The organism is Bacillus sp. (in: firmicutes), from assembly GCF_031983925.1.
GTDB lineage: Bacteria > Bacillota > Bacilli > Bacillales > Bacillaceae_G > Bacillus_A > Bacillus_A pacificus.
The window spans coordinates 22,298-42,468 of sequence record NZ_DALYZR010000015.1 but is presented as its reverse complement, the minus strand read 5'-3'; the positions used below and the strand labels follow the sequence as shown (position 1 = coordinate 42,468).

Sequence of the window (20,171 nt, the reverse complement as noted above, 5' to 3'; positions counted from 1 at the left end):
GATAAAAAACTAATGTAATCATAAATAATCACTTACATATTTTGTGTTTTGAAGTGGAATTATATACAAAACTTATATTGCAGATTTAACGAGTTAAAAAGTTGCTAGTGATGTATAAAGTTGAAGTTCTTAATAAAAAATAAAAACGGGTAACACGTGCAAGTATTTTTTAATGTAGTCGATAATTTTTTTATCATATTTTTACTATGTAATAATATTAAAATAAAGGGGGTATAGGGACACTTGGAAGAAAATATGAAGAAGAGTAAAAGGCTTTCCGAAATGGAAAGCCTTTTACTTTTCTTTTTCAACCTTTTTCTTCTCTCGTTTTTTACATTCAGAGCATTTCGATTTACGAAAAGGCCTTGCAAAGAATAAGAGAATGAAAAATAGCCCAAATATAATACTAGCTGAGTTTTTCACAATCACAATACTACTATTTTTCATTTGAATTGTTGGCTGGCTTTCTTTTTCTTCCATAGTGGACCTCCATATAGTGGATTTTTATTTTTATTATAGCAAAGTTAATTGTCTTAATGATGCGAAATGAGGAAGTAGTTGTAAATATTTATAGGTAGTATAAATAGATTTTGTATAGGTTTATTATTGTAAAAACAATATATTTTTATTTTATAATTTAAAAGGTATTTGACAAATAATAAAGTATTGTAAAAAAGCGGAATCTGTAAGCCATTTCCTTTTCATAGATGCTAAAATTATACATGCAGCTGCTAATATAAATAGAAAAAAGGAGATAGTGGAATATGGAAAGTAAAGTAGAACGCTACGTCGAAAACTATGTTGTAAATAAAAATACAATGGCCTTACTTCCTGTAATTCTCAGTGAAAAGAAAATTGTTACGCGAGTTGTTGAGGTGCAAGACTCTTTTTTCGTATTTCAAAAACCTCTAGATATTATAGAAAGAAGTTGTCGCAAGCATGGTTCTAGTTTCTTAGGCAGAAAAGAAGGAACGAAAGAGTTAACTCATATTACACATAAAGCACCAATTGCAATTAGTCCGACCGATCAACTTTATTTTTTCCCTACCTATTCGTATTCTAGAAAAGAGTGCGCGTGGTTATCTCATTTTTATATTGAAAGCAATAAAGAATTAAAAGATGGAAACCTTATTATTAGATTTATAAATGGCTTTGCGGTGAAGTTAGAGATATCGAAAACTAGTTTTGAAAATCAACAAAATCGTACTGCGAAATTGCGAACGGAGTATGAAGATCGTAGGAAAAAACAAGGGAATCCTTGTTTTAAAGAGGTTGATCAAAGGGATGAATCAACATTAAGACCAGCTTATGAGAAAGTGTATTTTGTTAGAGAAGAGGATCTGTAAAAAGGGATTTTAGAAGTAGTTTAAAATATAGTATGGGGTCTTTTAATATATGCGTCTTTCCGAAAAAAGTATTTCGGAAAGACGCATATATTTTTCGGGAGAATATATATTTTTTTATAATATAATATTAAAAGAGATTATGTCGATTTCAAATTATAGAATTAAAAAATAGAAAGTGGGTATTAATTATGAAAAAAGTTAATTATAATTTATATTTCAAGTATATGACTTCTAGCTTTGTTGTATTAGTAGTGGCGCTGCCTACACTGCGTAATATGTTATGGCCATAAACAAATGCAGTTCTGAAAAGGAGTTATATTGATAACTCCTTTTTTTGTTGTATACTCGGCAAGATTTCTTATTCTGGGAGGGTTTTGATGAAAAATATCCATAGTTATAAAAAAGAAATAAATTTTATACTTATTTCTTTTTTATTAGTAGTTTATTTTTCGACTATTATTGTTAAATATCCAATGCTGGGAATTGAAGTAGAGAAGATAGATGGAAATTATCAAATAGTAGATTTGGATGATGATAAATGGGCTGCAAAACAAGGAATTAAGAGGGGAGATATTATAAAGAATTTAGATAGAGAACCCCCGGAATTCAATTCATCTGTAAACATGTTTTCTAGAGTGGAAAAGGTACAAACTATTCATGTTCAACAAGGTGAAACTGAAAGGAAATATAATGTAATGTATGAAAAGGGTGATAAACAATTTACATATCATTTGTTTATGCCGTTGTTATATTACTTAATATTTATTAGTAGTTGTCTATTTATAATAATTTATAACGGTAGAAAAAATAATGATTGGTCTAACTACTTGTTGCAATTCCTTACATTGTTTAGCCTGACATATATTAGCTCAATTGCCTATGGGAGAATGGATGTATTAGGTATGATTGTTATGTCAAGTAGCTTCAATTACTCCCTAGTGTTATTCCTATTATTTTTAAATGCGTATTTTAACAATAGGAATAAGAGGATTATCAATGCTAAAACCCTTAATTTTCTGCAAAAAACTGTAATTATTCTATTAATATCAACGAATGCACTGCGATTTTTTTATAATAGATTAGGTTCATTAATAAACGGAATTACCTTTTTAATATTGTTATTTACTATAATGTTTCTCTTAGTGCGCTTTATTTTTCGGAATAAACAAAATGTAAAATTGGAGTTTATTAAAGCTATTATTATTAGTTTTTTGATTTCTTTAATACCGTTTATATTCTTTTTTGTTATTCCCAGCTTATTTTTAGGGAAAGAATTAATAGAATTTGAAATATCTATAATATTTTTCTTATTCATTCCAACTTATTTTTTTATTTATTGATTTCAAGGGATTTATTTGATGTGAATTTTATCATTAGTAGATTTAAATATTACTTATTTGTATCATTGATTGTTTCAGGATTAATATTGATAATGGAAATAATTGTTTTTGATAAGAAGTTTGAGTTGGAAAATGTATTAGATTTTATTCAAGTAAATATTGTTACTTTTATTTTTATTATTGTGAGTTATTATTTTAAAGACTATTTAGATTTTAAGTTTCGTAAGGTCTTATATGACCATAAGAAAATTTATTCAAATAGTTTAAATAGATTTCTTCATCAAATGAAAAGTGAGTACAAACAATCTGATTTAATAAAAGTAATTAAACGAGAGTTTATAGACGTATTAGCGATAAAGGAAATAATTTTTCTACAAATTAATAATGCCAACCAAGAAATAGAACCTATTGAGGGAAAAGTGTCGCTAAATTATGAGGTATTAAAAAAAGTAAAGTGGTGCGAATTCACAGTAGGATCCGTGATATGGATAGAAGGATATTTTATCGTTGTGGTTTCAGATTTAAATGCAAGTAAAGTAGTATTAATTTGTGATAGAGAGAGTTTAAGTATTGACGAGATTTTATGGTTGGAAACAATTTCAAATTATATCCATTTGCAATTTGAAGCTGCCAAAAATTTAGAAGATTTTATGGATGAAATATCTCGTGAAAATTCAGAAAAAGAGTATGTCAATCGATTTGCTCGTTTATCTGTAATGATAAGTGAAAAGGAGCGAGGGGATTTGTCTCGGGATATTCACGATGGCGTTTTACAAGATCAGTTACGTTTGTATCGAAAAATGGAAGGATATAAAGAATTATTTGTAGATGAAAAAGTAGTAGAAGTATTAGATGAAATCAAAGAGGAATTAATGGATCAAATATATATTGTTCGAGAAACATGCAACAATTTAAGACCTCCATTTCTAAAGGAGTTAGGTTTGCAACAATCACTTCAGCGATTGTTTAAAAAGATAAGTTTCGAGGCGAATTTTCATTTGAATTATGACATTCAAGAAAAGTTTAATATGAGAAATTTAGAGTATGAAAATGCTATATATAGAATTATACAAGAGTTGTTAAATAACGCATTAAAGCATTCGCAAGCTTCTGTTGTATATCTATATGTGTTCGAGGAAGCGGAATCGATTTATCTTGTATATAAAGATGACGGTATCGGAATGAAAATAAGTGCAATAACTGAATCCTATACAACCATGGGAATATCAGGGGTTGTTACTAGGGTAAAAAGCTTAAATGGGGAAATAAAAAATAAACTCGAATATAGGTCAAGGATTAGAGATAGATATTAAATTTAATTAAAGACTATATGTGATGTGCAAAAAATTGTTAATAGGAGGATGGAAATGATAGAGGTTCTTATTATAGATGACCATATGGCTGTTGGAATGGGAACAAAGGCACTCATAGAAACAGAAGATATTTGTGCAGATGTTTTGTTTGACAGTGCTGAATATTTAAGTTGTATTACTAAAAAAAAATATGATGTTTATTTAGTGGATTTATTTATGCCTAATTTAAATGGGTTGGAAGTTACAAAGGGGATTTTAAAGCATGATCCGGATGCTGCTATAATAATTTATACAGGTTTTGACATAGAGCCGCATTTTAATCTACTTCTAGAAAATAATATTTCTGGAATTATCAGTAAAACTGCGTCTAAAGAACAGATGATAACTACGATTCGTTGTGCTAAACGAAAAGAAGTGGTTATTCCATTAGGCTTATTTAGGCAATTGCGAATTCAGCAGTTTTCAGCAAAATCAGTGTTACAATCTGAAAAAATAAATGAAATTCCTATTACTTTAACTCAAAGAGAGCGAGAAGTTTTAATTTTTGTACAGCAAGGAATGACTAATAAAAATATTGCAGTAACATTGAATTTAAGCCAACGCTCTATAGAATATACGTTAACGGAGCTATTTAATAAGTTAAGAGTATCTTCTAGGGTAGAGGCTGTAGAAAAAGCAAAGTCTCTGGGGATATTATCTAAAATTAATTTGTGATATATGTAATAAAAGATCAAAAATTTAGTTTGTTGAAATAACCTTCAATCACTTCTTTTTCTTGTTTTCCTACAAGTTTACTTTTTCATTCCCTTTATTATGATGTAGAAAAGTAAATTTGTATTTTTCCGAAACTTGTATTTCGGAAAAATACAATAAACTCTTCGTATGAAACTTACATTGTTTTTAATATAGTTATGTATAGAAACCAAGATGAAGTAACTTGGTAAATATTAAAAACGACGTTATGTCAGTTTAATAGGGGGAAATTGTGATGAAAAAGAAACTATTTAAATGTACAGCGTTAATGCTCTCAGCTGCAATTTTAGGTGGAAGTCTAGCAAATACAACTTCTGTAAGTGCGGCAGAAATTAATCCACCAACTTATTCATTAGAAGAGAAGGCTGAAATGGACAAAGCATTTAAGGTGTTAAGTGTTATTGAATCAATTCCTGATAGTGTATTAGCAGAAGGTAGTGATTCTGTAAATCAGTGGATGGCGGAAAATAATTATGATGGCTTATTCCAAGTTATGGATGCTATTGAGAATGATGAAGCTGTAGCATATGGGGTGGCAGGTTGTGTTTCAGCTGTCGGGTTTGCATTAGTTTCTAATGTATTCTCAATTACTAAGCTTACAAAAATTAAAAGTGCATTACAAGCACTAGGTGGGGCAAAAACATTTGTGAATAAATTGATTCCAGCATATAATGCAGCTAGAGCTAGTGGACAAAGTAAAAAAGCAGCCGCAACTTCTGCAGTGAAAAAAGCAGCAAGTGCAGCAGGACTAGAAGCTAAACAAGCGTTGCTAGATTTCTTTGCTTTAGGAAGTATTTATTCTGCTTGTTTTGAATAATGATATAGGAGTGAAATATGACTATCATCAGTACGATTTTCTTCTTTAGTTTTTCAGTGTTTTTTGTAATTCGTTACTTAAAATTAAAAAAGATATACGATTTATTAATGATATTTGTAGGTTTGTATGCAGGGCTTATAAATATGAAATTAATGAGTTTAAGTACAACGGTATCATATGTTTTAGATACCATAGTTATTGTTCTAGTGATTATTTCTGTAATTCTTTTTCTTAAGGATAAAAAGAATTATTAAATTTTATTATTAAGATTATATTGAAGTTCAAAAAGAGTTTGACCCAAAAGTAGCTGAATAGCTACTCGGGTCAAACTCTTTTTTATTTATAGGGTGTATTGTTGATATAAAATAGCATTATGCACAGCAAATTTATTTTTGAAAAATACTGATTGTCACTATGTATATCATTCCTTTCTAAATATTGTCGAATATTGATAGATTATCATAGCATAATAATGAAGGAATTCTCATGAAAGATATGGAAACTTAATAATTACATCTCCATATGTCGTATCTACCATTTCCTCTTTCATATAGGCAATGATACAGTAGAGGTAGTACTTAGAGTAAAGGGGTAAAGTGTAGAATGGATTTTCAGACAATCAAAGAGTATTTTTCACCAGAAAATATGGATCATATTGTTGAAAGCTATAAAGCGTTCGGACCACTTCTTGGTATTGGGCTACCGATGATAGAGGCGCTAATTCCAGCATTGCCACTTATCGTATTTGTACTGGCGAATGCTGTTGCATTTGGATTTTGGCTCGGTTTTCTTTATTCTTGGCTTGGATCAGTAATGGGTGCCTTACTTGTTTTTTTCATAATCCGCCATTTTGGCCGAAGTCGTTTCTTTTCTTTTGTGAATAAACATGAGAAAGTACGAAAGGCAATGGGATGGATTGAAAGGAAAGGGTTCGCGCCGATTTTCGTCATCTTTTGTTTTCCGTTTACACCGTCTGCGCTTATAAATGTTGTCGCTGGTCTATCGCGCATTAGTGTAAAACAGTTTGGTCTTGCGCTCGCGTTCGGAAAGCTTGTGATGATTTTTATTTTAACGTATATCGGTCATGATTTAATGTCATTTATTCATAATCCGGTGAAATCAGTCATTGTAGCGATTGGTATTTTTATTTTATGGTATGTCGGCAAGAAAATTGAAGTAAAGTTAGAACTGCATTAAGAATAAGTCTTCTTTGTAAAGGAAAGCTTCATTATTAAAGGATAAGGGGAGAAGCGGATGAAGAAAACTTTGAAAAAAGAAGGCATAGAGTGGATACGAACAATTTTAATTGGTGTATTATTAGCTGTATTTTTTCGAACGTTTTTCTTTTCAACGTATGTTGTAGAGGGGAAGTCAATGATGCCGACATTGCAAGATGGCAATATGCTCGTTGTAAATAAGGTGAGTTATCAAGTGGGGGACTTGAATAGGTTTGATGTTGTTGTATTTCATGCGAACAAAAAAGAGGACTACGTAAAACGAATTATCGGTTTACCTGGGGACCATATTGAATATAAGCATGATAAACTATATATAAACGGACAATTCGTGGATGAACCTTATCTAGAGAAATATAAGAAAGAGATAAATGGACGACAACTAACAGGTGATTTTACGCTAGAAGAGTTAACGAAGGAAAAAACGGTGCCACCTGGATATATTTTTGTAGTAGGTGATAACCGCCTCGGGAGCTGGGATAGTAGACATTTTGGTTTTGTAAAAGCTGATACAGTTGTCGGTAAAGTTGATTTACGATATTGGCCAATTCAAGAAGTGCAAACGAATTTTTCAAAAGGTTGATATAATAGGTAGAAGTATAGAAAAAGACAAACTACTCCGTTTGTCTTTTTTCGTGTCCTATAATACAATTATAGTAGCAAACTAACGTTCGTTATGTAAGTGAAAGGTGGGGTTACATGTCACTTCGATTTGTGATTGGTAGAGCGGGAAGTGGAAAAAGTACACTTTGTTTACACGAAGTGCAAGAAGAGTTAAAGCAGCGCCCAAGAGGGGAAACAATATTATATCTTGTGCCAGAACAGATGACATTCCAAACGCAGCAGGCGTTAATTGGTAGTGAGGATGTTAGAGGTTCTATTCGGGCACAAGTTTTTAGTTTTTCACGATTAGCGTGGAAAGTATTGCAAGAAGTTGGCGGAGCGAGTCGTCTTCACATTGATGAAGCGGGCGTACATATGTTACTTCGTAAAATTGTAGAGTCTCGTAAAGATGGATTATCGGTATTCCAAAAAGCAGCGGAGCAAAATGGTTTCTTTGAACATCTTGGCAGTATGATTGCGGAGTTTAAACGATATAACGTGACGCCATCAAACGTATATGAAATGTGGCAACAATTAGATGCGCATAGTAGCAGTGCCGAACAAAAGCTATTAGCGAATAAAGTGTATGATTTACAGTTATTATATGATGATTTTGAACGTGCTTTAATCGGAAAGTACTTAGATTCAGAAGACTATCTGCAATTGCTAGTGGAAAAGCTTCCGCAGTCTGAATATGTAAAGGGAGCTGAAATTTATATAGATGGCTTCCATTCGTTTTCACCGCAAGAACTAGAAATTGTAAGACAGCTTATGATTTGCGGAGCGAGAGTGACAATCACGTTAACGCTAGATGAAAAAACGTTAGCGCAGCCAGTAAATGAACTAGATTTATTTTATGAAACGACGTTAACGTATGAAAAAATAAAACAAGTAGCGCGTGAAGAGAAAATAGAAATTGAAAAAACGATTCCACTTATGGAACAACCGCGTTTTCATTCTCCAGCATTAGCGCATTTAGAAGCTCATTATGAAGCGCGTCCGAATGAGAAATTTAACGGGGAAGCAAGTGTAACGATTCATACAGCCGCGAATTTACGAGCGGAAGTAGAAGGCGTTGCTCGTGAAATTCGTAGGCTTGTGGCAGATGAAGACTATCGTTACCGAGATATTGCAGTTCTTCTTCGTAACGGAGAAAGTTATTACGATGTAATGCGGACTCTATTTACAGATTATAATATCCCGCACTTTATCGATGAAAAACGCCCGATGTCACATCATCCGTTAGTAGAATGCATTCGTTCTGCACTCGAGATTATTAGCGGGAATTGGCGTTATGATGCAGTATTTCGCTGCGTGAAAACAGAGCTTTTATATCCATTAGACGTAAGAAAAGAAACGATGCGCGAAGAGATGGATGAGTTTGAAAACTACTGTTTAGCATACGGTGTACAAGGGAAAAGATGGACTTCTGAGGATCCGTGGATGTATCGCCGCTATCGTTCTCTTGACGATACGAACGGGATGATTACAGACAGCGAACGTGAAATGGAAGAGAAAATAAATCGATTGCGTGACGTTGTAAGAACGCCCGTTATTCGTATGCAAAAAAGACTGAAGCGTGCGGGAACGGTTATGCAAATGTGCGAAGCTGTTTACTTATTTTTAGAAGAGCTTGACGTTCCGAAAAAATTAGAAGCATTACGTATTCGTGCAGAAGAGAGCGGAGATTTCTTATTTGCGACAGATCATGAACAAGTATGGGAAGAAGTAATGAGTCTTCTTGATACGTTTGTTGAGATGCTTGGCGAAGAAAAAATGTCACTTTCTATGTTCACAGACGTTATGTCGACAGGTCTTGAGGCGCTTCAATTCGCAAATATTCCGCCGTCATTAGACCAAGTGTTAATTGCGAATATTGATCGTTCTAGATTATCAAATGTGAAAGCAACATTCGTCATTGGAGTGAATGAAGGTGTGATTCCAGCAGCACCGATGGATGAAGGTATGCTTTCTGATGAAGAAAGAGATGTTCTTAGCGCTGCAGGTATTGAACTCGCACCAACGACGAGACAAACTTTATTAGAAGAACAGTTTGTTATGTACCAAATGGTAACGAGAGCAACTGAGAAATTATACATTTCATGCCCGCTTGCAGATGAGGAAGGAAAGACGTTACTTGCTTCTAGCTTTATTAAGAAAATAAAAAGAATGTTCCCTGATGTGAAAGATACATTTATTACGAACGACGTAAATGATTTATCACGTTCGGAACAAATTTCATATGTAGCAACACCAGAAGTAACGTTGTCATATGTTATGCAGCAACTTCAAACATGGAAGCGATATGGATTTGAAGGCAACTTAGACTTTTGGTGGGATGTATATAATTTCTACGTTACTTCAGATGAATGGAAGCAAAAAAGTAGCCGCGTATTATCAAGCTTATTCTACCGAAATCGTGCGCAAAAGCTAAGTACAGCTGTAAGTAGAGATTTATATGGAGACAAAATAAAAGGAAGCGTTTCTCGTATGGAATTATTTAACCGTTGTGCGTACGCTCATTTTGCGCAGCACGGTTTATCGTTAAGAGAGCGTGATATTTTCAAACTGGATGCGCCAGATATTGGGGAACTATTCCATGCAGCACTGAAGAGAATTGCGGACAGGCTATTACGTGAAAACCGTACTTGGGCGGATTTATCAATAAAAGAGTGTGAGCATCTTTCTGCTGTAGTAATAGAAGAAATTGCACCGTTATTACAAAGACAAATTTTATTAAGTTCAAACCGTCATTTCTATTTAAAACAAAAACTACAACAAATCATTTTCCGTACGTCAATCATTCTTCGTGAGCACGCGAAATCGAGTGGTTTCGTACCAGTTGATTTAGAAGTACCATTCGGTATGGGCGGTACAGGATCGCTTCCGCCAATGGAATTCTCATTACCAAATGGTGTGAAGATGGAAGTAGTTGGCCGTATTGACCGTGTTGATAAGGCAGAAGATGAAAACGGAACATTCCTACGTATTATTGACTATAAATCAAGCTCAAAAGCGTTAGACTTAACGGAAGTGTATTACGGATTAGCACTTCAAATGTTAACGTATTTAGATGTTGTTACTTCAAATGCGCATACGTGGATGAAAAAAGGCGGCACGGCATCACCAGCTGGTGTATTGTATTTCCACATTCATAACCCAATTGTGGAGGTAAAAGGTGACGCATCTGAAGCAGAAATTGAAAAGGAAATTTTAAAGAAATTCAAAATGAAAGGTCTCGTACTAGGAGATGCTGACGTTGTTCGTTTAATGGATAATAAACTTTCAACAGGAAGCTCTGATATTATTTCTGCTGGTCTGAAAAAAGACGGTAGTTTTAGTGCGCGTTCAAGTATTGCAAGTGAACAAGAGTTTAACGTCCTGCAAAAATACGTACACCATACGTTTGAAAATATCGGAAAAGACATTACAGAAGGCGTTATCGATATTGCTCCTTACAAAAAGGGGAATAAAGCGGCGTGTACGTTCTGTAACTTCAAATCTGTTTGCCAGTTCGATGAATCACTTGAAGATAACCAGTTCCGTACGTTAAAAGATATGAAAGATAGTGAAGCGATGGAGAAAATTAGAGAGGAGGTTGGCGGAGAATGATGGAAAATTGGCCTAAAAAACCAGAAGGTAGTCAATGGACAGATGACCAGTGGAAAGCCGTTGTAGCGAACGGACGTGATATTTTAGTCGCGGCAGCAGCTGGTTCAGGGAAAACAGCAGTATTAGTTGAACGTATTATTAAAAAGATTATAAATGAAGAAAATCCAGTCGATGTCGACCGCCTGCTCGTTGTAACATTTACGAATGCAGCGGCGCAAGAGATGAAAAACAGAATTGGGGAAGCGTTAGAAAAAGTATTAATTGATGAGCCTGGCTCTCAGCACATCCGAAAGCAGCTGAGCTTATTAAATAAAGCTTCCATTTCAACGATCCATTCCTTTTGTTTACAAGTTATTAGAGGATACTATTACATGCTTGATGTTGATCCTCGTTTCCGCATAGCGAATCAAACAGAAAATGAACTATTAAAAGAAGAAGTGCTAGATGACATATTAGAAGAAGAGTATGGAATTGAAGATAATACGATATTCTTTGAACTTGTTGATCGTTATACGAGTGACCGTAGTGACGATGATTTACAACGTATGATTTTAGCGCTTCATACAGAATCAAGAGCACATCCAAATCCGGAAAAATGGCTTGATAAATTAGTAGAAGCATACGATGTGGAAGGAAAGACAATTGAAGATTTAGTGTACGCTTCCTACTTATTAGAAGATGTGAAATTCCAACTTGAAACAGCAGAACAGCATATTCGTAAAGCGACAGAGCTCGCAATGCTCCCTGACGGTCCAGCGCCTCGCGTTGAAACACTGCAAGCGGATTTAGCTTTACTTGGAACGTTATCATCAGCTGCTCGTGAGTCATGGACAAGCGTGTATGAAGCGATGCAAAACGTATCGTGGCAAACGTTAAAGCGTATTAAGAAAAGCGATTACAACGAGGATATTGTCAAACAAGTAGACTCTCTTCGTAATAAAGCGAAAGATGAAGTGAAGAAATTACAAGAAGAGCTATTTAGTCGCAAACCTGAAAGTTTCTTACGAGATTTTCAAGATATGCATCCTGTATTAGAAAAGCTTGTTCAGCTCGTAAAAGTATTTACAGAGCGTTTCCAAGCGATGAAGCGAGATAAAGGAATGGTCGATTTCACAGATTTAGAGCATTTCTGTTTACAAATTTTAAGTGAACAAAGTGAAAATGGTGAAATGAAGCCATCAGCAGTAGCGCTTCAATATCGCAATAAATTTGCTGAAGTATTAGTCGATGAATATCAAGATACGAACTTCGTACAAGAATCGATTATTAAGTTTGTAACGAAAGATTCTGAGAGTGAAGGAAACTTGTTCATGGTAGGTGACGTGAAGCAGTCGATCTATCGTTTCCGACTAGCAGAACCAGGATTATTCTTAGGAAAGTATAAACGCTTCACGCAAGAAGGATTAGGCGGCGGAATGAAGATTGATTTAGCGAAAAACTTCCGTAGTCGTCATGAAGTGTTAGCGGGTACGAACTTTATTTTTAAACAAATTATGGGCGAAGAAGTTGGGGAAATTGATTACGATGCTGACGCTGAATTAAAGCTAGGTGCTAGTTATCCAGAAGGTGAAGATGTAGCGGCTGAGCTATTATGTATTCAGCAAACGGAAGAAGAGGTAATAGATGGAGAAGAAGGTGCGGAAGTAGAAAAAGCGCAGCTTGAAGCTCGTCTTATGGCGCAGCGCATTAAAGCGATGGTCGATTCAGGTTATGAAGTGTATGATCGTAAAACGGATAGTATGCGCCCTGTACAATACCGCGACTTCGTTATTTTACTTCGCTCCATGCCGTGGGCACCGCAAATTATGGAAGAGTTAAAATTGCAAGGAATTCCAGTATACGCTGATCTTGCGACTGGTTACTTTGAAGCGACAGAAGTAAATATAATGATGAACGTATTCCGCGTGATCGATAATCCGATGCAAGATATTCCGCTTGCAGCAGTACTTCGTTCACCAATCGTTGGATTAAATGATGAAGAACTTGCAACGCTTCGTGCTCATGGGAAGAAAGGCTCGTTTTATGAAGTAATGAGCTCCTTCTTAAAAGGGGCACCGCTTGAAGAAGAAAAAGAACTACATGACAAATTAGAATGGTTCTACAACTTACTGCAAGGATGGCGTGAATTCGCGCGCCAACAGTCTCTTTCTGATTTAATTTGGAAAGTGTACGGTGAGACAGGTTATTATGACTTTGTCGGTGGTTTACCAGCTGGAAAGCAAAGGCAAGCAAACCTGCGTGTACTATATGACCGCGCAAGACAATATGAAGCAACATCGTTTAGAGGACTATTCCGCTTCTTACGCTTTATTGAGCGTATTTTAGAACGCGGTGATGATATGGGTACGGCGAGAGCTTTAGGTGAACAAGAAGATGTCGTTCGCATTATGACAATTCATAAAAGTAAAGGACTTGAGTTCCCAGTCGTATTCGTAGCTGGACTAGGTCGCCGCTTTAATACACAAGACCTAATGAAGCGTTTTTTACTGCATAAAGACTTCGGTTTTGGTTCGCAATTTATCGATCCTCGTAAACGAATTAAATATACGACATTATCGCAACTTGCGATTAAGCGTAAAATGAAAATGGAATTAATCGCGGAAGAAATGCGTGTATTATACGTAGCGTTAACACGTGCAAAAGAGAAGTTAATTTTAATTGGAACGGTTAAGGATGCAAATAAAGAAATGGAAAAATGGCTGGATGCGAGGGAGCATAGTGAATGGTTATTACCAGATCATATACGTGCCGGAGCGTCTTGTTATTTAGACTGGATTGCACCTTCCTTATATAGACATCGTGATAGTGAAATACTTCTTGAATTAGGACAAGGGAGCATTCCAGATGAAATTTATGGATACGACACGAGCTGGAAAGTAGAAGTTGTTGACGGTAACACGTTACTCGCGCCAGAACCCGTTCAAGAAGAGAAACAAGAATTATTAGAAGCACTTCGTGAGAAAAAAGCTGTTCCCCTGCAAAGTGAACGAAAAGAAGAAGTGTATGATAGATTAATGTGGAAGTACGGATATGAGGAAGCAACATCTCATCGTGCGAAACAGTCTGTTACAGAAATAAAGAGAAATTATCAATCTGAAGAAGGTAGCGATAACGCCTTTATTAAAAAATTACGTGCACCAATTCAAACACGTCCTCGTTTTATGGAGAAAAAGGGATTAACATACGCAGAGCGCGGAACAGCAGTACATGCCGTTATGCAGCATGTTGATTTGAAGAAGCCGATTACAGAAGAAGTGATTCGGGAGCAAATTGCTGGAATGGTAAATAAAGAATTATTAACATTCGAGCAGGCGGAAGAAATTGCAATTGAAAAAGTGATTTCATTCTTTGACAGTGACCTAGGTAAAAGGGTATTAGCGGCGAAAAGTGTTGAGCGTGAAGTACCATTTACGATGATGCTTGCAGCAGAAGAAGCATATCAAGATTGGCAAGGGAAGAGCGGGGAATCCATTCTTGTCCAAGGGGTTATTGACTGCATGATCGAAGAGGAAGATGGTATTACGTTAATCGACTTCAAAACGGATACGATTGCAGGGAAATTCCCAGGCGGATTTGATCAAGCGAAACCAATTTTAGAAGAGCGATATAAAGTGCAACTTTCGTTATATGCAAAAGCGCTCGAGAAAAGCTTACAACACCCTGTGAAAGAGAAATGTTTATACTTCTTTGATGGTAATCATGTTGTAAAAATCGAAGAATAAAGGAACTTGAAAATGGCAACAGAAAAAACGTTAAGAACGTGTGAAAAAGGACATGAATACTACAAAAGTAGCGATTGTCCAACTTGCCCAACCTGTGAGAACGAGAGAGCGCCGAAAGAAGGTTTTCTCGCTCTTCTTTCAGCACCAGCAAGAAGGGCGCTAGAACATCATGGAATTTACACTGTAGAAAAACTCTCAAAGTATAGTGAGAAAGAAATTTTAAAATTGCATGGTATGGGACCTGCGTCGATGCCAAAGCTTAGAAAAGCTTTGGAAGAGAGTGGTTTATCATTTAAATAAAATGAAACAGTAAACAGTGGAGATTTTGATAATATCAAATGAGGTAAAAGAAAAAAGTAGGAGATATTCTCCTACTTTTTTTACGCTGTTCCAATCTGATCTTGATCCGCCACATCAGAATCAAATGTATTTGTTGCACTAACACCGTTAAACGTATTCACGACAAATCCAACATTGGAAGCTCCGGAACCATTATAAGCTTTCGTATTTTCTTTCGGAGACACGTTATAAAAATCCCCTAAATTGAAAGAACCATTACTGTTTTGAACGACGAGATTTCCAACAACGGAAGGCATACCATCCACCTACTTTACTAAGCTTTTTAATTACTATATGAATTATGGAGCGGAAGGTTCATCCGTAATATATTGGCGAATTTGCATAATACGAGAGTTATTAAAAACATAATCAACATTTCCAATTTGAAAGCAACCGGAATTTAAAAGTGTTCGTAATTCAACGTCATTCACTTCAATAAAAGGGCATTCATTTACAATGTTTAATGTCACGTCTGTCGTTCGTTTTGGGATTGTGATGTGTTCATCTGTAAAGATTTCAAATGCGTCTAAGCGACCTTCGTCTTTTATATAACAAGGAATTTCCCGGTGGACGGCAAGAGATCTACTTTTTAATTCCATTTGATTGGCGTCTCCAACTTGAAATACGGCAGAAATCCCTAAAGAAATAATAGAAACATTTTGGACAACAGACACATGATGTAACATAATTTCTCAGTCTCCTTAACCTGGAGTAGGAGGGACATCTGTTACTAATGGTACAAATGGCCCCTCTGTAACAGTTTCGAATGGTGTATCAAGAATAGAAGATAGTATGAGGAAATTTGCATCCCCAATTAAAAAGAGTGCGGACGACGATACACCGTTCATTTTAATCTGTCCGACCTTTAATTCACGATTTACAACGTTAACATTCATACATACTTACTCCTTTCGGAAATTGCCCGGTATGTGTTGAATAAAAGAGAGGAAGGCTTTGTCGATATCATGTTTCATAGCTTGAATAATGATATCTCGTAAATAATCTGGATCTGTTGAAATCCCTTCATGTGATTGCGCTTGTGATAAGTAATAAGGGAGTCTATGCTCCATCTGTTTTTTGATGTCGTCAACCATCATTTGTCGATACATTTCATCGAGTGGCGTTCTCTCTTCTTGTTCAAAATGGAGAATTCGATTATATGCTTCTTCATCTAAGTAGCGATGCATTTCCTGAAGAATGCCTTGGTAAAAATCTGGATTTGTGTCGGTTTCAGGATTGACCTTCAAAGTTTCTGTATCTACTTGAAAATCTTCAATTTGTTGTCCTTTTGCTGAAAACGGATTTAAACCAATATTTAAAGTGCCATTTAAATTTTCTACTTTTAATTGATCGAATTTGTATTCCACTTTTCCTACAGAAGAGGAGGGGCGATTTTTTAATTCGTTAAGCTCTTCTTGTAATAGACGTACTTGATCTTCTAAATTCAGGATGGCTGTTTGTTGTGCTTGAAGAGCTTGTTGAAGTTGGTGTAAGTAAGTATATATATCTTGATTCATTTTGTGAAACCTCCTTTTCAATAGGGAGGGTAAATATATTCCTGCTATATATATTTATGACAAGGATGTCTTAAGAAGAACTAGTTGATGGTTTGATAGAAATAATTTGTCCTTTCGCCTGTAATGGGCGAAGGGGCTCTGTAAATCCGCCAGTATTTGAGAATTTAGATAGTGCTTTAATACTTCCAGCAGTACCAATTTGGAATACAGAAGAGGTTGTAATGCTATCAATTTTAATGCTGTTAATGATGATACTTTGGTTTACATAAAAATTCAATACAATCGCCTCCTCTAAGTTGAACCAATTATCGCTTGATCAATGACATCTGAATCATTGACAGTCGTTGCGCTTTGATAATTGTAGACAGAAACGTTATCCCCAACATTAAAAGAGCCGGCCCCAGCGAAAGCACGTGAATAACTAATAGGCCTAATCGCAAATACATCTCCAATATGAAAAATACCACTTGATCCAATATTGACGATACGAATATGTCCGACCATAGCTGGCATACAAAACACCTTTCGTTTTTAAAGTTTTCTTTTCTACTATTGTATGGGCGTTTTCAATAAAATGTGTGTTTTTTTGAAATAAAAGAAACACACACGTTATTGCGTGTGTGTATCGAGTGTTTGATTAGGGTGAAAATCCGTATGTACATGCCAAATTGCATTTAAGAGCCTGTCCAGTTCTTGGCTACAATCCACTGTTTTTTGGGAAGTCATTCCGTAGCGTTCAGCAAAATAAATCATTTTTTCACGTTTTTTTTCAATCGCTTGCTCAAACATTGAAATCGGCTCCATCTCTAAATGAAATTTTTGGTATATATGTAGTACATATTATACAAAAAAAACATAAAAAAGAAATGCATTCGCTAAAAAAAGTAAAATTTATACATTTTATGCCAAATGATAAAGGAGTAACGAATCGGATATGAGAAGAATATTGTAAAAATTAGCGTGTATGAGAAGGTTTTTTTCTTGCGGATGCGAATACAATTAAAGTGTATGAGTTTTAGGATGGAGAGTGGAAATATTGCGTTTGGTAACGGCGAAAAAAGATGAAAAGGTATTTGTAGGTATTGTGGATGAAGAGGAAGAAAAGGTATTGCATGTAAGAGAAGCGCAAAGACAAAAAGGGGAAAAGGTTACGATTCCAATTACAATGTTAGAGTGTATTGAAAGAGGAACCGAATGTGTTGAAAAAATGTGTGAAATTGTCAATTGGGCGAAGGAAAATGAAGGAACGGCGTATTACCCGTTAACTGAGGTGAAAATATTAGCACCAATTCCAAGGCCAAGGAAGAATATTTTGTGCGTTGGAAAAAATTATCGTGAGCATGCGATAGAAATGGGCGGAGTAGAGTCAATTCCAGAAAATATAATGATCTTTACGAAAGCGCCAACGACAGTTATTGGCATGGATGAAAAAATTAATAGTCATCCCCACGCAACGAATGAACTAGACTATGAAGGAGAACTAGCTATCATCATTGGTAAGCGAGGGAAACAAATAAAAAAAGAAAAAGCACTTGAGCATATTTTTGGTTATACCATTATAAATGATATAACTGCTCGCGACATTCAAAGAAAGCATAAACAATTTTTCCTTGGAAAAAGTTTCGATACATTTTGTCCGATGGGACCGTATTTAATTCATAAATCGATGATTAGTGCGCCAAATGCGTTACACATTGAAACGGTAGTAAATGGGGAAGTAAGACAAACTTCAAATACAAATAAAATGATTTTTTCAATAGAAGAAATCATTTCAACGATAAGTAAAGGAATGACATTAGAACCAGGAGATATTATCGCAACAGGAACCCCGGCTGGTGTTGGAAAAGGTTTCACACCACCGAAGTTTTTGCATGCCGGTGATGAAGTAGTCATTACAGTAGAAGGAATTGGTACTTTGCGAAATGTAGTGAAGTGAAGAAAAGAGCTATCTTATTAATAGATGGCTCTTTTCTATGGTCTTGGGTGATAGAGGTAATCGATAACGGAAAAAGTGTAAAGACCAATGACTGCAAGTGTACAAATGCCAAATAGTATAACCGTAAGTGCGCTTTTTTCGCGTCCAAAACCAATGATAGTAAGAATAACAGTAGTCCAAAATGATGCTTTCAGTAGTGTGAATGTAGTGGGAGTTGAGTAGTGACTAAGCGATGTTACGGAAAGTAGGAAGCCAAAGAATGTAACTAAAAGAAAAGTTGTAGCTAAATAGTTAATATGTTTGCCGTATCTTAATAACATATCGCACCTCCTTTATGATTTTAAAATACAGAAAATTACAATTTTATTTTAGTATAAATCAATATAAAATGAAAGAGGTTGTCCCAACATGTAGGACAACCTCTCTATTATTACGATAATACAGCTTTAATTTTTTGGAATGCCCACTCTAAATCTTCTTCAGAGATTACTAGAGGTGGTGCGATACGAATTACGTTTTCGTGTGTTTCTTTACATAACAGTCCAGCTGCTTTTAGTTGTTCACAGTAAGGACGAGCTGGCTCGTTTAATTCGATACCGATAAATAAACCTTTACCGCGAACTTCAGTAATCATTGGGTTATCAATTTCTTTTAATTGTCCAACTAATTTTTCACCTAATTGAAGAGAACGCTCTGTTAATTTTTCTTCTTCTAACACTTCAAGAGCTGCGATAGAAACAGCACATGCAAGTGGATTACCACCGAATGTAGAACCGTGAGAACCTGGCTCAAATACACCTAAAATGTCGCGGTTTGCTGCAACGCAAGAGATTGGGAATACGCCGCCGCCAAGTGCTTTACCAAGTATGTACATGTCAGGAGTTACACCGTCCCAGTCACAAGCAAATACTTTACCAGTACGACCTAAGCCAGTTTGGATTTCATCTGCTACGAATAAAACGTTTTCTTTTTTACATACTTCAAGAGCTTCTTTTAAGAAACCAGCTGGTGGGATGTTAATTCCTGCTTCACCTTGGATTGGCTCTAAAATGAATGCAGCTGTGTTTGGTGTAATAGCAGCTTTTAACGCTTCTAAATCACCGTAAGGAATTACAACGATGCCAGGAAGCATTGGACCGAATCCACGCTTGTACTCTTCGTTTGAAGACATAGAAACAGCACCCATCGTACGTCCGTGGAAGTTATCTTCACAAACGATAATTTCAGCACGGTTTGCTTCTACTTTCTTCACATCATAAGCCCATCGGCGAGCCGTTTTAATTGCAGTTTCAACAGCTTCTGCACCTGTATTCATTGGAAGTACCATTTCTTTATTAGTTAGTTTCGCAACTTTTTCGTACCAAGGACCTAATTGATCGCTATGGAAAGCACGAGAAGTTAACGTAACACGATTAGCTTGGTCAATTAAAGCGTTAATAATTTTTGGGTGACGATGACCTTGGTTTACTGCAGAATATGCACTTAATAAGTCCATATAGCGGTTTCCTTCAGGATCTTCTACCCAAACGCCTTCTGCTTTAGAAATAACGATTGGAAGTGGGTGATAGTTATTTGCCCCGTATGTGTCTGTAAGTTCGATAATATCCTTAGTTTGAATCATGATTGTTCCCCCTTTTG

General features: G+C 35.5%; 21 protein-coding genes. 11 read left to right on the top strand and 10 right to left on the bottom strand.

Annotated features, from left to right (window positions below; all coding sequences use genetic code 11):
• Nucleotides 1-294 precede the first annotated feature (294 nt).
• On the bottom strand, nucleotides 295-480 hold the full coding sequence (locus RTP99_RS25015) for a hypothetical protein (RefSeq protein WP_000391455.1): 186 nt from the start codon (nucleotides 478-480) through the stop codon (nucleotides 295-297).
• A 284-nt stretch (nucleotides 481-764) separates the two neighbouring features.
• On the opposite strand from RTP99_RS25015, the gene RTP99_RS25010 reads away from it, so the two are divergent.
• The 10 genes from RTP99_RS25010 (at nucleotide 765) to RTP99_RS24965 (ending at nucleotide 15,041) form a co-directional block, all read left to right on the top strand.
• Nucleotides 765-1,346: a competence protein ComK gene (locus tag RTP99_RS25010; RefSeq protein WP_000444430.1), complete on the top strand. Its 582-nt coding sequence runs from the start codon at nucleotides 765-767 to the stop codon at nucleotides 1,344-1,346.
• A 377-nt stretch (nucleotides 1,347-1,723) separates the two neighbouring features.
• Nucleotides 1,724-2,686: a hypothetical protein gene (locus RTP99_RS25005; protein ID WP_225991049.1), complete on the top strand. Its 963-nt coding sequence runs from the start codon at nucleotides 1,724-1,726 to the stop codon at nucleotides 2,684-2,686.
• Between the two features lie 92 nt (nucleotides 2,687-2,778).
• Nucleotides 2,779-3,999 carry a sensor histidine kinase gene (locus tag RTP99_RS25000; RefSeq protein WP_225991048.1) on the top strand — a complete coding sequence of 407 codons (1,221 nt, stop codon included), beginning with the start codon at nucleotides 2,779-2,781 and terminating at the stop codon, nucleotides 3,997-3,999.
• Nucleotides 4,000-4,053: 54 nt separating this feature from the next.
• Nucleotides 4,054-4,713, top strand: a complete 660-nt coding sequence (locus tag RTP99_RS24995) for a response regulator transcription factor (RefSeq protein ID WP_042874587.1) — start codon at nucleotides 4,054-4,056, stop codon at nucleotides 4,711-4,713.
• A 274-nt stretch (nucleotides 4,714-4,987) separates the two neighbouring features.
• A complete protein-coding gene (locus RTP99_RS24990) occupies nucleotides 4,988-5,569 on the top strand; it encodes a hypothetical protein (RefSeq protein WP_312368010.1) in 582 nt (193 codons plus the stop codon).
• Between the two features lie 603 nt (nucleotides 5,570-6,172).
• Nucleotides 6,173-6,766, top strand: coding sequence for a TVP38/TMEM64 family protein (locus RTP99_RS24985; RefSeq protein ID WP_000347516.1), 594 nt, complete (start codon nucleotides 6,173-6,175; stop codon nucleotides 6,764-6,766).
• Nucleotides 6,767-6,823: 57 nt separating this feature from the next.
• Complete coding sequence (lepB, locus tag RTP99_RS24980) at nucleotides 6,824-7,387, top strand: signal peptidase I (RefSeq protein WP_000751900.1); 564 nt, start codon at nucleotides 6,824-6,826, stop codon at nucleotides 7,385-7,387.
• Nucleotides 7,388-7,503: 116 nt separating this feature from the next.
• Nucleotides 7,504-11,019 carry a helicase-exonuclease AddAB subunit AddB gene (addB, locus tag RTP99_RS24975; protein WP_000058555.1) on the top strand — a complete coding sequence of 1,172 codons (3,516 nt, stop codon included), beginning with the start codon at nucleotides 7,504-7,506 and terminating at the stop codon, nucleotides 11,017-11,019.
• The gene (addA, locus tag RTP99_RS24970; protein ID WP_000970454.1) at nucleotides 11,016-14,741 is read left to right on the top strand and encodes a helicase-exonuclease AddAB subunit AddA; all 3,726 of its coding nucleotides are present in this window, start codon (nucleotides 11,016-11,018) and stop codon (nucleotides 14,739-14,741) included. Before addB ends, addA begins: the two co-directional genes overlap by 4 nt.
• Nucleotides 14,742-14,753: 12 nt before the next feature.
• The gene (locus RTP99_RS24965) at nucleotides 14,754-15,041 is read left to right on the top strand and encodes an RNA polymerase alpha subunit C-terminal domain-containing protein (RefSeq protein ID WP_000179961.1); all 288 of its coding nucleotides are present in this window, start codon (nucleotides 14,754-14,756) and stop codon (nucleotides 15,039-15,041) included.
• A gap of 80 nt (nucleotides 15,042-15,121) precedes the next feature.
• On the opposite strand, the gene gerPF is transcribed toward RTP99_RS24965, so the two are convergent.
• The 7 genes from gerPF to RTP99_RS24930 form a co-directional block, all read right to left on the bottom strand.
• Complete coding sequence (gerPF, locus tag RTP99_RS24960) at nucleotides 15,122-15,337, bottom strand: spore germination protein GerPF (RefSeq protein WP_001141566.1); 216 nt, start codon at nucleotides 15,335-15,337, stop codon at nucleotides 15,122-15,124.
• Between the two features lie 42 nt (nucleotides 15,338-15,379).
• Nucleotides 15,380-15,766, bottom strand: coding sequence for a spore germination protein GerPE (locus RTP99_RS24955; RefSeq protein ID WP_000902338.1), 387 nt, complete (start codon nucleotides 15,764-15,766; stop codon nucleotides 15,380-15,382).
• A 15-nt stretch (nucleotides 15,767-15,781) separates the two neighbouring features.
• A complete protein-coding gene (gene gerPD, locus RTP99_RS24950) occupies nucleotides 15,782-15,976 on the bottom strand; it encodes a spore germination protein GerPD (RefSeq protein ID WP_001102341.1) in 195 nt (64 codons plus the stop codon).
• A gap of 6 nt (nucleotides 15,977-15,982) precedes the next feature.
• Nucleotides 15,983-16,597: a spore germination protein GerPC gene (gene gerPC / locus RTP99_RS24945; protein WP_001070749.1), complete on the bottom strand. Its 615-nt coding sequence runs from the start codon at nucleotides 16,595-16,597 to the stop codon at nucleotides 15,983-15,985.
• Nucleotides 16,598-16,667: 70 nt separating this feature from the next.
• Nucleotides 16,668-16,874, bottom strand: a complete 207-nt coding sequence (gene gerPB, locus RTP99_RS24940) for a spore germination protein GerPB (protein ID WP_001012508.1) — start codon at nucleotides 16,872-16,874, stop codon at nucleotides 16,668-16,670.
• 14 nt (nucleotides 16,875-16,888) lie between these two features.
• On the bottom strand, nucleotides 16,889-17,110 hold the full coding sequence (gene gerPA / locus RTP99_RS24935) for a spore germination protein GerPA (protein WP_001111187.1): 222 nt from the start codon (nucleotides 17,108-17,110) through the stop codon (nucleotides 16,889-16,891).
• A 96-nt stretch (nucleotides 17,111-17,206) separates the two neighbouring features.
• Nucleotides 17,207-17,386, bottom strand: a complete 180-nt coding sequence (locus RTP99_RS24930; protein ID WP_000462840.1) for an aspartyl-phosphate phosphatase Spo0E family protein — start codon at nucleotides 17,384-17,386, stop codon at nucleotides 17,207-17,209.
• 247 nt (nucleotides 17,387-17,633) lie between these two features.
• Here RTP99_RS24930 and RTP99_RS24925 point away from each other — a divergent pair, with 247 nt between their 5' ends.
• On the top strand, nucleotides 17,634-18,533 hold the full coding sequence (locus RTP99_RS24925) for a fumarylacetoacetate hydrolase family protein (RefSeq protein ID WP_001241718.1): 900 nt from the start codon (nucleotides 17,634-17,636) through the stop codon (nucleotides 18,531-18,533).
• 35 nt (nucleotides 18,534-18,568) lie between these two features.
• On the opposite strand, the gene RTP99_RS24920 is transcribed toward RTP99_RS24925, so the two are convergent.
• On the bottom strand, nucleotides 18,569-18,853 hold the full coding sequence (locus RTP99_RS24920; protein WP_000926868.1) for a hypothetical protein: 285 nt from the start codon (nucleotides 18,851-18,853) through the stop codon (nucleotides 18,569-18,571).
• Nucleotides 18,854-18,963: 110 nt separating this feature from the next.
• A complete protein-coding gene (rocD, locus tag RTP99_RS24915; protein WP_000616655.1) occupies nucleotides 18,964-20,154 on the bottom strand; it encodes an ornithine aminotransferase in 1,191 nt (396 codons plus the stop codon).
• Between the last annotated feature and the right edge of the window lie 17 nt (nucleotides 20,155-20,171).